This window comes from Micromonospora sp. CPCC 205539 (assembly GCF_036906815.1).
Classification (GTDB): Bacteria; Actinomycetota; Actinomycetes; order Mycobacteriales; family Micromonosporaceae; genus Micromonospora.
Genome location: NZ_JBAKHW010000077.1, coordinates 1 through 14,285 on the forward strand (window position 1 = coordinate 1; position 14,285 = coordinate 14,285).

At 72.2% G+C, this 14,285-nt stretch carries 12 protein-coding genes; 6 read left to right on the forward strand and 6 right to left on the reverse strand.

Features of this window, described 5'->3' with window-relative positions; all coding sequences use genetic code 11:
- Nucleotides 1-263: 263 nt before the first annotated feature.
- Nucleotides 264-1,217, reverse strand: a complete 954-nt coding sequence (locus V6V47_RS32115; RefSeq protein ID WP_334632313.1) for a carbohydrate kinase family protein — start codon at nucleotides 1,215-1,217, stop codon at nucleotides 264-266.
- Complete coding sequence (locus V6V47_RS32120) at nucleotides 1,214-2,479, reverse strand: AGE family epimerase/isomerase (RefSeq protein WP_334632314.1); 1,266 nt, start codon at nucleotides 2,477-2,479, stop codon at nucleotides 1,214-1,216. The genes V6V47_RS32115 and V6V47_RS32120 overlap by 4 nt, the downstream gene beginning before the upstream one ends.
- 266 nt (nucleotides 2,480-2,745) lie before the next feature.
- Between V6V47_RS32120 and V6V47_RS32125 the strand changes: the two genes are divergently transcribed.
- Entirely contained in the window at nucleotides 2,746-3,612 is an 867-nt protein-coding gene (locus V6V47_RS32125) for an aminoglycoside phosphotransferase family protein (protein ID WP_334632315.1), read from the forward strand.
- 9 nt (nucleotides 3,613-3,621) lie between these two features.
- On the opposite strand, the gene V6V47_RS32130 is transcribed toward V6V47_RS32125, so the two are convergent.
- Nucleotides 3,622-4,431 (reverse strand): Fpg/Nei family DNA glycosylase, encoded by an 810-nt coding sequence (locus V6V47_RS32130; protein ID WP_334632316.1) that lies wholly within the window; start codon nucleotides 4,429-4,431, stop codon nucleotides 3,622-3,624.
- A 185-nt stretch (nucleotides 4,432-4,616) separates the two neighbouring features.
- Here V6V47_RS32130 and V6V47_RS32135 point away from each other — a divergent pair, with 185 nt between their 5' ends.
- The 4 genes from V6V47_RS32135 (at nucleotide 4,617) to rocD (ending at nucleotide 9,836) form a co-directional block, all read left to right on the forward strand.
- A complete protein-coding gene (locus tag V6V47_RS32135; protein ID WP_334632317.1) occupies nucleotides 4,617-6,542 on the forward strand; it encodes a ricin-type beta-trefoil lectin domain protein in 1,926 nt (641 codons plus the stop codon).
- A gap of 153 nt (nucleotides 6,543-6,695) precedes the next feature.
- Complete coding sequence (locus tag V6V47_RS32140) at nucleotides 6,696-7,487, forward strand: DMT family transporter (protein ID WP_334632318.1); 792 nt, start codon at nucleotides 6,696-6,698, stop codon at nucleotides 7,485-7,487.
- Between the two features lie 319 nt (nucleotides 7,488-7,806).
- Entirely contained in the window at nucleotides 7,807-8,622 is an 816-nt protein-coding gene (gene ddaH, locus V6V47_RS32145) for a dimethylargininase (protein ID WP_334632322.1), read from the forward strand.
- A complete protein-coding gene (rocD, locus tag V6V47_RS32150) occupies nucleotides 8,619-9,836 on the forward strand; it encodes an ornithine--oxo-acid transaminase (protein WP_442934336.1) in 1,218 nt (405 codons plus the stop codon). The genes ddaH and rocD overlap by 4 nt, the downstream gene beginning before the upstream one ends.
- 327 nt (nucleotides 9,837-10,163) lie before the next feature.
- Here rocD and V6V47_RS32155 read toward each other — a convergent pair whose 3' ends face one another.
- A complete protein-coding gene (locus V6V47_RS32155; protein ID WP_334632319.1) occupies nucleotides 10,164-11,318 on the reverse strand; it encodes an FHA domain-containing protein in 1,155 nt (384 codons plus the stop codon).
- A gap of 174 nt (nucleotides 11,319-11,492) precedes the next feature.
- Between V6V47_RS32155 and V6V47_RS32160 the strand changes: the two genes are divergently transcribed.
- Nucleotides 11,493-12,257: a hypothetical protein gene (locus V6V47_RS32160; RefSeq protein WP_334632320.1), complete on the forward strand. Its 765-nt coding sequence runs from the start codon at nucleotides 11,493-11,495 to the stop codon at nucleotides 12,255-12,257.
- A 62-nt stretch (nucleotides 12,258-12,319) separates the two neighbouring features.
- Here V6V47_RS32160 and V6V47_RS32165 read toward each other — a convergent pair whose 3' ends face one another.
- Together V6V47_RS32165 and V6V47_RS32170 are read right to left on the reverse strand one after the other, a co-directional pair.
- Nucleotides 12,320-13,372 carry a fatty acid desaturase family protein gene (locus V6V47_RS32165; protein WP_334632321.1) on the reverse strand — a complete coding sequence of 351 codons (1,053 nt, stop codon included), beginning with the start codon at nucleotides 13,370-13,372 and terminating at the stop codon, nucleotides 12,320-12,322.
- 136 nt (nucleotides 13,373-13,508) lie between these two features.
- On the reverse strand, nucleotides 13,509-14,285 hold a 777-nt coding region (locus tag V6V47_RS32170; RefSeq protein WP_442934337.1), incomplete at its 5' end, for an SCO7613 C-terminal domain-containing membrane protein.

A 14,285-nucleotide genomic window follows, 5' to 3' on the forward strand; every position in this document is an offset into this window, starting at 1 on the left:
GGCTGCCCGCGCGCGCCCCGCGCGGCCGCCCGCGCGCGCCCCGCCACCGCCCAAGCGCGCGCCCCGCGCGCGCCCCGCGTCATGATCGACTCGACATCACCGATAACGCGGTATCCGGCCGACGGGATACCGCGACTTCACCGACCTCGTGTCGATCAGCGAACTCAGCCGCCCGGCACGGGCGGAAGCGTCGGGCGCAGGAGGCCCGGACCGCACAGGCCGAGCGCGCCGACCCGACCGTGGGTCGGGCCGGCGCGGGTGGCTCAGCTCTCGGGGTCGAGCAGGGCCTCGACCTCGGCTCGGCGGGGCGGGTCCGCACCTCGGCGACCGCAGGTCAGCGCGGCCACCAGGGCCGCCTGCCGGAGCACCGCGCCCCACTGTTGCTCGGTCACCGCGGCGAGGCGGTCGACCGGCCGGTCACCGAGCGCGTCGAGGTCGGCCAGCGCGGCCAGCAGACCGCCGGTGAACGAGTCGCCGGCACCGACGGTGTCGACGACCGTGGTGGGGACTGCCGGCTGCCGGTGCACCGACCCGTCCGGGGCGAGCAGCAGTGCGCCCTCGCTGCCCAGGGTCACCACCGCGCAGGACACCCCGAGGGCACGCCACTCGGCCATCACCTCGGACACGGTCCGGTCCGGGTAGAGCCAGGCCAGGTCTTCGTCGCTGGCCTTGACCAGGTGCGCGAGGGGCACCTGCCGCCGTACCCTCGCCTGCTCCGCCGTCCGGTCCGTGACGATGCTCGGACGCAGGTTAAGGTCGATCGAGACGGTGAGCCCGTCGCGCCGACGCTCGCTCGCGAGCAGGTCCTCCAGCACGCCCGCGCCGGGCGCCAGCGCGAGCGCGAGCGAGCCGGTGTGCAGAGCGTTGGCGGGTGACCCGGCCAGCTCGGGCAACTCCTGCGGCGTCCACTGCCAGTCCGCCGTGCCGGCCAGGCGGAATTCGTAGCTGGCCTGCCCGGTGGCGTCCAGCGTGGCCACCGCCACCGAGGTGGGCTGCTCGGCGCGGACCGCCCAGTCCAGGTTTACCTGGTTGGTGGTGAGATGCTCGGCGACCTGCCGGCCGTACTCGTCGTTGCCGAGCCGGGCCAGCAGCCGCACCGGCTGGTCGAGCCGGGCCAGGGTGACAGCCACGTTCGCCGGCGATCCGCCCGGTACCGCCCGCTGCCCCTCGGCGGAGACCACCAGGTCGATCAGTGCCTCACCAGCCACGACGATCATGCGGGCACCTCGTCCGGGGCGAGCGGGCCGGGACCGCCGAGCCCGTCGGCCGAGCGGGACAACAAAACTGCCTGGTACGCGTGGTAGACGTCCGGTCGGCCGTGCCAGACCGTGCTGGCGGGCCGGTTCTGCGCGTCCAGCTCGTGCCGCCAGCCGGTGCCGTCGATCAGGTAGCGGCGGGCGTACGACCAGAAGACCCGGTACCAGTCGGCGTAGACGGGGTCCCCGGTGCGCCGGTGCAGGGTGATGGCCGCCCCGATCGCCTCGGCCGCCACCCAGTGCATCCGGTCGCGGACCACCGGCCGGTCGTCCCAGTCGATCGTGTAGACGAAGCCGTCGGCCCCGTCGACCGCCCAACCACGCTTCACCGAGGCGGCGAAGAGGGCGCGGGCGTCGGCGAGCAGCCAGCGCGGCGGATCCGGCAGGAGCGCTTCCAGCTCCAGCAGCAGCCGGGCCCACTCCAGCCAGTGCCCGATCGTGGAGCCGTACGGCCGGAACGGGTCGGCGGGCCGGTCCCGGTTGTAGTCGGGCAGCGGCGTCCAGTCGGCGGTGAAGTGCTCGGGCAGCCGCCAGTCGTGCCGGGCGGCCTCGCCGTGCACCAGGTGGGTGGCGATCTGCAGGGCCCGGTCGAGGAAGGTCGGATCGTTGGCGGCACCGGCAGCGTTGAGGGACGCCTCGACCATGTGCATGCTGCTGTTCGCGCCCCGGTAGTCCTCGGTGACCGTCCAGTCCCGGTTCCAGGATTCCCGGACCGCGCCGGCGTTGGCGTCCCAGAACCGGTCCCGCACCACGGTCTGCGCCTCGGCGAGCAGCTCGTCCGCGCCGGGCCGACCGGTACGCGCCGCGCTGGAGGCGGCGAGCAGCACGAACGCGTGGTCGTACCCGGATTTGCGGTCGTTGGTGGGTGTGCCCTGCTGGTCCACGGCGCCGAACCAGCCGCCGTACTGATCGTCGTGCAGCAACGTGCGGAGCGCGGCGACCCCGTGGTCGACGAGGGCGCCGGCGTCCTGGTCGCCGTGGCGGTAGGCGAGAGCGGCCACGTGGGTCATCCGGCAGGTGATCCAGGTGTACACCGGCTCATTGCGGTCCGGGGTGCGGTCGTCGGTCAGCCACCAGAAGCCGCCCTCGGGCCGGACCGCGCGGCGGACCGTGTCGAGCAGTGTGCTGGTCTGGTCGGCCAGGAACGTATCGAGGTCGGGCAGGTCGGGCGACCCGGCCGGGGCGGGGGTCGGTTCGACTTCGGATCGGGGCACGTCGGTCATCTCAGCTGGTCACCGTCGGGTAGGGAAAGGGACATACGGCCAGGATCGGCGTGCGGACGGCGTCCGCGCCGGGAAACCGCCAACGGGACGGCGCGAGCTGGTCGGCCCACGCCAGGTGAATCATGAGTACGAATTCTCCCAAACGCCCGTTGACATCGTTGTCTTGGCTCCAACCCTGGCCCGCTGATCGGTCGGGTGTCAATTCCGGTTGCGTCACACCCCCACCGGGACGGGCCGGCCACCTGCACATGATCCAGTATGGCCGGATGGAGCTGCCCGAGGGACTGGACTGGGTACGACACTCACCGGCCGGCCGGGACTGGTCGGCCACCCTCCCCGACCGGCTCGCGGAGTGCGCCGAGCGGTGGTCACTGCGACTCGGACCACCCTTCCGGTACGCGTTCGCCTCGCTGGCGCTCCCCGCCCACCTGCCCGACGGCACGGCGGTGGTGCTCAAGCTGCAGTACCCGGACGAGGACAGCCGGCACGAGGCCGACGCGCTGGCCCACTGGGACGGCGACGGGGCGATCCGGCTGCTCGAGCACGACCCACACCGGCGAGCGCTGCTGGTGGAGCAGTGCCGACCCGGCACGCCCCTGCACGAGTTGCCCGCCGACCGGGCGCTGGACGTGGTGACCGGGCTGCTTCCCCGGCTGTGGCGACCCGCCGGCGCACCGTTCACCTCGCTCGCAGCGGAGGCCGCCGGCTGGATCGAGCGGATGCCCGACGCCTGGCAACGGGCCGGCCGGCCGTACGAGCGGCGACTGCTCGACGCGGCGCTCGCCCTGCTCACCGAGCTGGCAGCCAGTCAGGGCGAACAGGTGCTGGTCAACCAGGACCTGCACGCCGGCAACGTGCTCTGCGCCCACCGGGAACCGTGGCTGGTGATCGACCCGAAGCCACTGACCGGCGAGCGCGAGTTCTCGGTCGTGCCGATGGTGCGCGGCCGGGAGCTGGGCCACTCGGCCGCCGCCGTCCGGCACCGGCTGGACCGGCTCAGCGCCGAGCTGGGGCTCGATCGGGAGCGGGTCCGGGGCTGGACGATCGGCCACACGCTGGCCTGGAGCCTCGCCGGCGACACCGCCTTGACGCACCAGATCGAGGTGGTCCGTTGGCTCCTCGACGAGCACTGACCGTCGCGGTCAGCCGGGCTGGCAGGTGCGGCACCAGTAGAGGTTACGGCCGGCCAGCTCGCCGCGGCTGACCTCGGTGCCGCAGACGTGGCAGGGCAGGTCGGGGCGGCGGTAGACGTACACCTCGCCGCCGTGCCGGTCCACGCGGGCGGGGCGGCCCATCGCCTCCGGCAGGTGCGCGTCGCGCACGGTGTCGATCCGGCCGTGCTCGACGGCGAGCCGCATCAGCCCGACCAGGTCGGCCCAGAGTGCGTCCCAGCCGGCCCGGGTGAGCTGCCGGCCGGGCATCGTCGGCGGCAGCCCGGCCCGGAACAGCGCCTCGGTCACGAAGATCAGGCCGGTGCCGGCCACCACGGACTGGTCCAGCAGCAGCGCGGCCAGCGGCGTCGGGCTGCGCGAGATCCGGGCGTACGCCCGCTCGGGGTCGGCGTCGGCGCGCAGCGGATCCGGGCCGAGGCGGGCCCGCAGGGCGGCCACCTCGGGTGGAGTGAGCAGCTCGCAGGCGGTCGGCCCGCGCAGCTCCAGCCAGTGCCGGTCGCTGGCCAGCCGCAGCCGCACCTGACCGACCGGCTCCGGCGGCTCGCCCGGCCCGTCGGCGAACTTCCCATAAAGCCCGAGGTGTACGTGCAGAGTCAGCTCGCCTGCGTAGTGGTGCAGCAGGTGCTTGCCGTACGCATCGGTGCCCTCGAGGACCGTGCCAGAGAGGCGCGCGGCGCTCTCCGCGAAGCGGCCCTGCGGGCTCGCGGCGTGCAGCTTGTCCCCGGCGAACAGCTCGGCGTGCCGAGCCGCCAGGCGATGAATCGTGTGTCCCTCTGGCACGGGTGCCAAGGATAGCCAGCAGCGCTCAGCTCCAGCTCTGTCCCTTGACGGCACCGACAAGCGGGAGATCTTCGTGCAGCAGGCCGGGATCGAAAGAATCCATTGACTTCTATTACTAAGGAATATTAACTGTTAGACACGCCCGGCCGGCACCGACAGCACCGCCGCGCGAGAGGAAGCCGCAGATGCCCACCACCCCCGTACCCCTGCCGTCAGGCCACCGTCAGCGCCCCCGACGCCGAGCCGTCCCGGCGGCCCTGCTCGCGATCTGCACCGCGACGGCCGCCGCCACGGTCGCGCTGCCCGCCCCCGCCTCGGCCGCTGGCGAGCAGGTGAACATCTGGCTGACCACCACCTCGGATTCCGGTGGCCGCCAGGTCAGCCGGGGCCTCCAGCAGCAGACCCCGGTCAACTTCGCCACCAGCAGCGGCGGCGCGACGCACACCATCACGGTCAACGAGAACACCCGCTACCAGCAGTTCGAGGGCGGCGGCGCGTCGATCACCGACAGCACCGCGTACCTCTTTCGAGGTGGTCCGATCAGCGCCACCACCCGCGACGCCGTGATGCGCAAGCTCTTCTCCCCGACCGACGGCATCGGGCTCTCCTTCGTCCGCAACCCGATCGGCGCCTCGGACCTCTCCCGCCCAGGCAACGTGTCGCTCGACGACACCTGCTGCGACCTCAACGACTTCAACAGCAACGGGTACGACACCAACGTCCGGCTGCTCACCGCGCAGGCCCGGTCGCTCAACCCCGCGCTGCGGGTGATGGGCGTGCCGTGGAGCGCACCGGGCTGGATGAAGGACAACGGCCGGATGGACCAGATGGGCTGGCTCAGGTCGGAGTACTACCCGATGTACGCCCAGTACCTGGTCAAGTACGTGCAGGCCTACCAGGCCGCCGGCATTGCGGTGAACTACCTCTCGGTGCAGAACGAGCCGAACTGCTGCCAGGCCGCCAACCCGCCCGCCATGACGTACCCGGGCATGAGCTGGAACGGGTCCGGGCTGGTCGAGTTGACCAAGAACCACCTCTACCCCGCGCTGCGCGCCGCCGGCCTCACCACCAAGGTGCTGGTGCACGACTGGAACTACGGCGACCACCCGAACTTTGGCGCGGTGCTGCTGGCCGACGCCGGCGTCCGCAACGACCCGCTCTTCGGCGGCATCGCCTGGCACGGCTACTTCGGTGACCCGGCGGTCGGCACCCAGGTGCACAACCAGTATCCGGCGGTACGCCAGTTCAGCACCGAACACTCCGGCGGCACCTGGATCGGCAACCAGCACAACGAGGACCTCGCCGACATCGTCAACTACGCCCGTAACTGGAGCGGCAGCCTGGTCAAGTGGGGCCTCGCCCTCAACCAGTCGATGGGCCCGCACAACGGCGGCTGCGGCACCTGCACCGGCCTGGTCACCGTGCAGGAGGGCGGCTCCCGGGCCGGTCAGGTCGACTACACGATCGAGTACTACACGACCGGGCACCTCACCAAGTTCGTCCAGCCCGGGGCGTACCGGATCGACTCGACCGCCAACGGCACGGTGCAGAACGTGGCGTACGCCAACCCGAACGGTTCCAAGGCGCTGATCGCGCACAACGGCGGCACCGGCACCCAGTCGGTCAAGGTGGTCTGGGGCGGCCAGTCCTTCACGTACTCGCTGCCGGCCCGGACCACGGCCACCTTCACCTGGTCGGGCACCCAGTCCGGTGGTGGTGGTGGAGGCCGGACCGGTGCGATCGTCGGCCTGGCCGGCAAGTGCCTGGACGTGGCCGCCGCCAACAGCGCCGACGGCACGGCGGTCCAGCTCTACGACTGCAACGGCAGCGCCGCGCAGCAGTGGACGCTCGGCAGCGACAGCACCGTACGGGCTCTGGGCAAGTGCCTGGACGTGCGGGACAACGCCACCGCCGACGGCACCCGGGTGCAGATCTGGACCTGCACCGGCAGCGCCAACCAACGCTGGACCGCGACGGCCGCCCGTGACCTGGTCAGCGTCAGCGCGAACAAGTGTCTGGACGTGGTGGGCAACACCTCGGCCAACGCCACTCCCACCCAGATCTGGACCTGCACCGGTGGTGCCAACCAGAAGTGGACGGTGCCCGCCTGACCGTGGCGATGCACGACGGGCGGTGGGGCGTCGAGGACGACCCACCGCCCGTTCGGGTGGGTGTCAGAAATCGAGCTTCTGGGTATCTCCATGACGTACCGCGTGGGTGCCACCCGATACGTCGGCCACCACGCATTCATCAGGAGGTGTGTTGTGGTCAAAATTCCTTCGCTGTCCCGCCGGTCGGAGCCGGCGCCGACGCGGGACGAGAACCTCGACGGCCGGGTTGACGGTCGCGACACTGTGGTCGGCACCGACCGGGACGACTCGACGGGCACCGGCACGGGTCGGTCCGACGAGGCCGAGCGGCGGGCGAACGAGCGGGCCGCCGTGGCCCGCGCCGCCGTCGCCCGACCGGTGGAGGGTGAGATCCGACGCGCCCCGGTCGGCGCCACCCCGACCCCGACCGTCGAGCGCGACTCCAAGGTCGACCTCGACGAGGACCGGGCACCCCGCCGGCCCGACACGACCGACCGGGCCGTCGCAGCGGACCGCGCCGTCGTAGCGGACCACGCCGTCGCGGCGGACAAGACCGTCGCAGCGGACCGGGTCACGACCGACCGCCCGGTCTCCCCTGCCCCTGAGCGCATCGAGCCAGAGCAGCCGGTGGTGCGCGGCCCGAAGCCGCGGGCCAGCATGCTCGCCACCCTCGGCCTGGTGGTCGCCGTCGCCGGTGCGCTCTTCGTGCTGACGGGCACCCTCGCCGGGTACGGCATCGGGCTCGGCGCGATCGGCGCGGTGCTCTCGGTGCTCGGCCTGATGGCCACCCGCCGCCGGCATGTCGCCGGCAAGACCGACGCGCTGCTCGGCGTGCTGATCGGTCTGGCCGCGGTGGTGCTCGGGGTGCTGGCGATGACCGGCCAGTTCGACTGGCCGACCACCGACGGCGACTGGGTGCAGCGCTTCCGCGAGTGGCTTGACTCACAGTTTGTCGATCGTTTCTAGCGGGCACTGTTCCGGTCGCCGGTGATGCACCGGCGAAGTACCCGGTGGTTCACCGGTCAGCCCGATCGCTCGGTGGTTCACCGGCAGGGCAACACCCTCTCAGGGGCGGCGATTCGCCGCCCCTGAAGTGTTTCCGGGGTACGGCGAGCGTCGACACAACGAATCGCCACCGTCAACCGCCCAGACGCAACGAATGTTTGGTCTGCGCAACTCTCGGTGGTAGATCCTGCCGCTGACGCCGCATAACGTTGAACAACGGCGCCAGCCCGTGGGCCACGGTGGCCGGGCGCGCCCGACCCCTGGGAGCAGGACAATGACGATGGACGCCACCAGCCAGCGCCTGTTGATGTGCCGGCCGACGTACTTCGCCGTCGACTACAAGATCAACCCCTGGATGGACCCGAGCGGGCCGGTCGACGCCGCGCTGGCCGTCCGGCAGTGGGAGCAGTTGCGCCAGACGTACCTTGACCTGGGCCACACCGTCGAGGAGATCACTCCGGTGCCCGGCCTGCCCGACATGGTCTTCGCGGCCAATGGCGGCACCGTGATCGACGGCAGGGCGCTGGCCGTGCAGTTCCGCGACCCGCAGCGCGCCGACGAGGCGCCGGCCTACCGGGCCTGGTTCGAGGCCGCCGGCTTCGAGATGTACGACCCGAAGCACGTCAACGAGGGCGAGGGCGACGTCCTGCTGGCCGGCGACCACCTGCTGGCCGGCACCGGGTTCCGCACCGCGCACGCCTCGCACGCTCAACTGCAGGAGATCTTCGGCTACCCGGTGATCACCATGCAGCTCGTCGACCCGCGCTTCTACCACCTGGACACCGCGCTGACCGTGCTCGACGAGCGGACCGTGGCGTACCTGCCCGAGGCCTTCTCCCCCGGCAGCCAGGCAGTGCTGCGGCGGCTCTTCCCCGACGCCGTGCACGCCACCATGGCCGACGCCGAGGTGCTGGGGCTGAACGCGGTCAGCGACGGGCGGCACGTGGTGCTGCCCGCGCAGGCCACCGACCTGGCCGCCAAGCTGCGCGACCGGGGTTACGAGACCATCGGTGTCGACCTGTCCGAGCTGCTCAAGGCCGGCGGCGGACCGAAGTGCTGCACGCTGCGGCTCCGTCAGGGAAAGGCGAGCAAATGATCGTGGACGACATGCTGCGGACGCCGGGGGCGATCCGCGATGCCGAGCGCTGGACGGCGCACAACTACCACCCGCTGCCGGTGGTGATCTCGTCCGCGGAGGGTGCCTGGCTCACCGACGTGGACGGCCGCCGCTACCTGGACTGCCTGGCCGGCTACTCCGCGCTGAACTTCGGCCACCGGCACCCGCAGCTGATCGCCGCCGCGCACGCGCAGCTCGATCGGCTCACCCTGACCAGCCGGGCGTTCATCCACGACCAGTTCGCCGACTTCTGCCGGGAGCTGGCCGCGCTGTGCGGCAAGGACCTGGTGCTGCCCATGAACACCGGCGCCGAGGCCGTGGAGACCGGCATCAAGGTGGCCCGCAAGTGGGGTTACCAGGTGAAGGGCGTGGCCGCTGGTCAGGCCAACATCGTGGTGGCCGAGGGCAACTTCCACGGTCGGACCACCACCATCGTGAGCTTCTCCACCGACGAGGACGCCCGCGCCGACTTCGGGCCGTACACCCCGGGTTTCACCGTGGTTCCCTACGGTGACCTGGCCGCGCTGACCGCCGCGATCGACGAGAACACCGTGGCCGTGCTGCTGGAGCCGATCCAGGGTGAGCAGGGCGTGGTGGTGCCGCCGGAGGGTTACCTGCCGGGGGTGCGCCAGGTCTGCACCGAGCGCAACGTGCTCTTCATCGCCGATGAGATCCAGTCCGGTCTGGGCCGCACCGGCAAGACCTTCGCCTGTGACCACGAGGGCGTCGTACCGGACATGTACCTGCTGGGCAAGGCGCTCGGCGGCGGCATCGTGCCGGTCTCCGCGGTGGCCGCGAACGCCGACGTGCTGGGGGTGCTCAAGCCCGGCCAGCACGGCTCCACCTTCGGCGGCAACCCGCTCGCCTGCGCGGTGGCGATCGAGGTGGTCCGGCTGCTGGCCACCGGCGAGTTCCAGCGCCGCTCGGCCGAGTTGGGCGAACGGCTGCGGGCCGGCCTGGAGGGTCTGGTCGGCAAGGGCCTGGTCCGGGTCCGCGTCCGCGGTCTCTGGGCCGGCCTGGACATCGACCCGGCGCTGATGAGCGGGCGGGAGGCGTGCGAGCGGCTCGCCGAACGCGGCGTGCTCGCCAAGGACACCCACGGCTCCACCATCCGGCTCGCCCCGCCGCTGGTGATCACCGAAGAGGAGATCGACCTCGCGGTGGCCCAGCTCGCCGCGGTCCTGGCCGCCTAACCCCCACCCGTCCCGCCCGTCCCGCCCGCAGCCCGCCCCGTCGAGCCCGCCCCGTCGATCTCGCCCCGTCGATCTCGCTCCGTCGATCTAGGGCATATCGCTGTGATCGGAGATCATCCGACGACGATGTGCCCTAGATCGACGGGCGAGGCGAGGCGAGGCGAGGCCAGGGCGAGGGCGAGGGCGAGGCGAGGGCGAGGGCGAGGGCGAGGCGAGGGCGAGGGCGAGGCCAGGGCGAGGGCGAGGGCGAGGGCGAGGGCGAGGGCGAGGGCGAGGGCGAGGGCGAGGGCGAGGGCGAGGGCGAGGCGGGGGCCCGGCGCCTCTGCGTCAGGGGCGGGGCAGGCGCATGGCCATGGTGGGGGCCTCTGCCATCACCGAGGTGGGCGTGAACGGGGCACCGGCGGGCAACTCCTCGGCGCGGCCGATCTGCACCCCGGGATAGAGCTCCACCATGTCGCCCTCGCCGAGCACCCGGGACTGCTGCGGGGCCAGGGCGATCCGGTCCGATTCGGCCATCGAGCCGGACGGTCGGATGCCGGAGCCGTTGGTGCTGACGTCGGTCACCACGACCTCGCCGACGCGCAGCTCGAAGCGGATGTGGCCGCGGCTGATCCAGCGTCGGGCCTCGTCGTTGAGCCACTGCCCGAGCATGATCCCGCCGTCCTGCTCGGGAGCCCGGCCGGCCACCACCGGCCGCTCGTCGGTCAGCACGAAGCGCCGCCGCACCAGTCCGCCGACGCGGACCGCGAGCACCTCGCTGCGCGGCCGGGGGCCGGCGTCGTTGAGCCGCGTGCCGTGCCGGGGGCAGGTAGGGACGCCGTTCCGCAGCGCGGGCGGGGGTTGCGCGGCCGGGCTGCGCTCCACAACCCGGGCCAGGTCGGCGAACGCGCCACCGCCGCCACCGCCGCCGAACAGCGCGCAGCCCGACTCGGGGCAGCGCCACTGCCGGGCCAGCAGCTTGGCGCCGGCCTGCGAGCGAGTGCCCGCCACCGGCGCGTTGCCGCCACCGACGTGCGCGATGAACGCCGGGCCACCGGCGCCGGGCACCGGGGCGAGCAGCCGACCGGGCTGCTCGACCAGCCACGGGAAGCGCCCCCGCAGCCCATCGAAACGGACCCGGCTGAGCACCGGCAACCCGAGCAGGTCGGCGACCTCCAGCATCCGGTCACCCGGGTTGTCGAGCACCTCGACAAGCCCGTCGTCAGCCCAGCGGCGGACCACCATCCGCTCGTTCGAGGTGAGGTCGGCGTCGGAGAGCAGCGCGCGGTGCACCACCGCGTAGACCTGGACGCTGTCCTCCTCCAACTCGCGGGAGAGCGCGTCGATGACCATGCCGAGCCGCAGCAGGCTGGCTGGCCGGCCACCGTCGATGTCCTGGTAGCGGATCACCTCGGCCAGGTCGAGGACGGCCCGGGCCAGCGACGGGTCCGTGCAGACCCGGCCCTCGATGGCATCCAGCACCTTGCTGATCTCGAACCTCATGGCACCGACCCTACCGGGGACGGCCGACGGCACCGACCAGCGGTGGCGCATTGTCGGGGCAGGCGGCCGGCCATCGACGCGCGGCTGTGGCGTCGCCCCGCTAGGCTGGCCGACGGCCCGGTCGAGGATCGACGGACGTCGGCTTCGGCCCACCCTTCACGAGGAGACTCCACGATGCACAGACGACGGCTGGCGACCACGGGGGTCGCACTCGTCGCCGCACTCGGGCTCGCCCTGACCGGTTGCGGCAATCAGACGGGGTCGGACACCCCAGCCGCCAACGGCAGTGCGGCTCCGAGCAGCAGCGCCCCGGCCGACGCGCTCGGTCAGCTCTCCGCTGCCGCGCAGAAGCTCAACGAGAACAGCGTACGAATGAAGATGGAGTCGTCGGTGCTCAGCGGCAGCGGCGTACTGGACCCGGCCCGCAAGACCGGTGACATCACCATGAAGCTCGGCCCGCAGGGCACGTTCCGCATCCTGATGGCCGGCGACGACGCGTACCTGAAGGTGACCGGCATGGCCGGCCTGCCCGACAAGTGGATGCACATGGACGCCACCAAGCTCGGTGCCAGCGGTCAGTTCAACCTGATGCCGGACGGCGACCCGGGCGGCGCCAAGAAGATGATCAGCACCGTGGTGGAGGTTCGGGAGACCGCCCCCGGCAGCTTCGCGGGCACCATGGATTACACCCGCACGCTGAAGTCGGACAAGGAGATCGCGGCGCTGGGCGCCAAGGCCAAGGCCGTGCCGTTCACCGCCCGGGTGGACGGCGAGGGGCGGCTCACCGAGTTCGCCGTCGACACCAGCGTGCTCCAGGCGTCGCTGGGCACGATGACCACGACGTACTCCGACTTCGGCACCGACGTGAAGGTGACCGCACCGCCGGCCGCCCAGACCCAGGAGGCACCGCCCGAGCTGATCAAGGCCTTCGGCGCCTGATACTCGGCACGCGAACGAGCGGGGGCGGTGCCGGTCGGCACCGCCCCCGTTTCGGATCACGCTCAGTGGCGCAGCGGTCGACCCACCTCGTGCAGGTGACCGAGCGCCTGCCGGTACGACTCGACCAGCCCCGTCTCCGCGTACGAGATGCCCTGCTCGGCGCAGTAGGCGCGGACGATCGGCTGAGCCCGCCGCAGGTTGGCCCGGGGCATGTTCGGGAACAGGTGGTGCTCAATCTGATAGTTGAGCCCGCCCAGGGCGGTGTCCACGAACCGGCTGCCCCGCACGTTGCGGGAGGTCAGCACCTGCTTACGCAGGAAGTCCAGCTCGTCCTCGGCCGTCGGCATCGGCATGCCCTTGTGGTTCGGTGCGAACGCGCAGCCCATGTAGAGGCCCCAGAGAGCCTGGTGCACGACGGCGAAGAGCAGCGCCTTGGCCGGCGACATGGCCGCCAGCAGAATGCCCAGGTAGCCCGCGGTGTGTACGACGAGCAGCACCGCCTCGACCACCCGGTGGCGCATCGGGGTGGCGTACCGGCCGTCCGGCTCCCGGCCGACGATGGCCTTGATGCTCGCCACGTGCAGGCTCAGCCCCTCGAGCAGGAGCATCGGGAAGAAGAAGTACGCCTGCCGCTGAGCCAGCCAGCGACCGAAGCCCTTGGTCTCCAACGCCTGCTCCGGCGTCCACACCAGCGCCCCCGCGCCGACGTCCGGGTCCTCGTCCTCGTGGTTCGGGTTGGCGTGGTGCCGGTTGTGCTTGTCGACCCACCAGCCGTAGCTGAGCCCGACGGCCAGGTCGCCGGCGATCAGCCCCACCAACTCGCTGGGTCCGCGTCGGCGGAACATCTGCCGGTGCCCGGCGTCGTGGCCGAGGAACGCGACCTGGGTGGTGGCCACCGCCATCAGGGCCGCGAGCGGCAACTGCCACCAGGTGTCGCCGACCAGGAACACCGCGACCCAGCCGGCCACGAAGGCACCGAGAGTGAGCACGATGCGGGCGGTGTACCAGCCGGGACGCCGCTCGAGCAGACCCGCCTGACTGATCCGTCGGGACAACTGAGCGTAATCACTACCACGCCGCCGTACCGGCGGTTCCGCCACCGCTCCGAGCACCATCGCTGCTCCCGTCTAGCTTTCGCCGGTACCCGATTGGTCCGGGCTTACCCCCCAATGGTCCTTGTACTGGTTGCGCTGAGTAAACCTGACAACCCCCGAATGGGGGGTAGGGCGAGCCCTACCACCGAGCGGCCGATCAGCCCAACCGAGCCACTGCAGCGCGTAACCGGGCCAGGTCACGCCGCCGCCGCTCGTAGGTGGCGGCGAGCCCGATCAGCGCCAGACCCCCGGCACCCAGGTAGATCCATCGGGGCAGCAGATCCCACCCACGAGCCAGTTCGTGCAGCGCCAACGCCGCCAGCACCACCCCGCCGAGCAGCACCGGCGCCTGCCAGCGACGGGTAGCGCCAGCCAGCACCGCGCCCAACGCCACCGCGCCGAGCAGCAGCCGTCGCCACGGCTGCGGGTCCGACCCGACCAGCACCGACACCAGGCTCGGCAACAGCGCCGCGACGAGCCCGGGGCCGAGCGCCAGCCAGCTGGTCAGCCCAGGCCGGCTACGCAGCGCCACCAGACCCGCGCCGAGGGCGAGCCCCGCGACCGGCAGGGTGTACGCCTCCACCACGCTCACCCCGCCAGCGGCCAGCAGCACCCATGCCCCGACCAACTCGCTCCCGCCGGCGACAGCGGCGAACACCAGCCGGCGGCCGGCCGGTTCGCCCCGACGCAGCAACCGCAGCGCCACGGCGGCACCCCAGAGCACGCAGACGGTGGCAACGTCCCTCGCCACCTCGACGGCGAGCACCGCAGCCACCAGCGCCACCGCCTGCGCGGCAGCGTCCAGCACGCGCCCGATCCGTACCCGCGCGACCGTCCCCCGCCCAGCCGCGCTGGCCCCGGCGGCGGGCGCGCTGGCCTCGGCGGCGGGCGCGCTGGCCTCGGCGGCGGGCCCGCTGGCGGGCGGGGTGAGCGC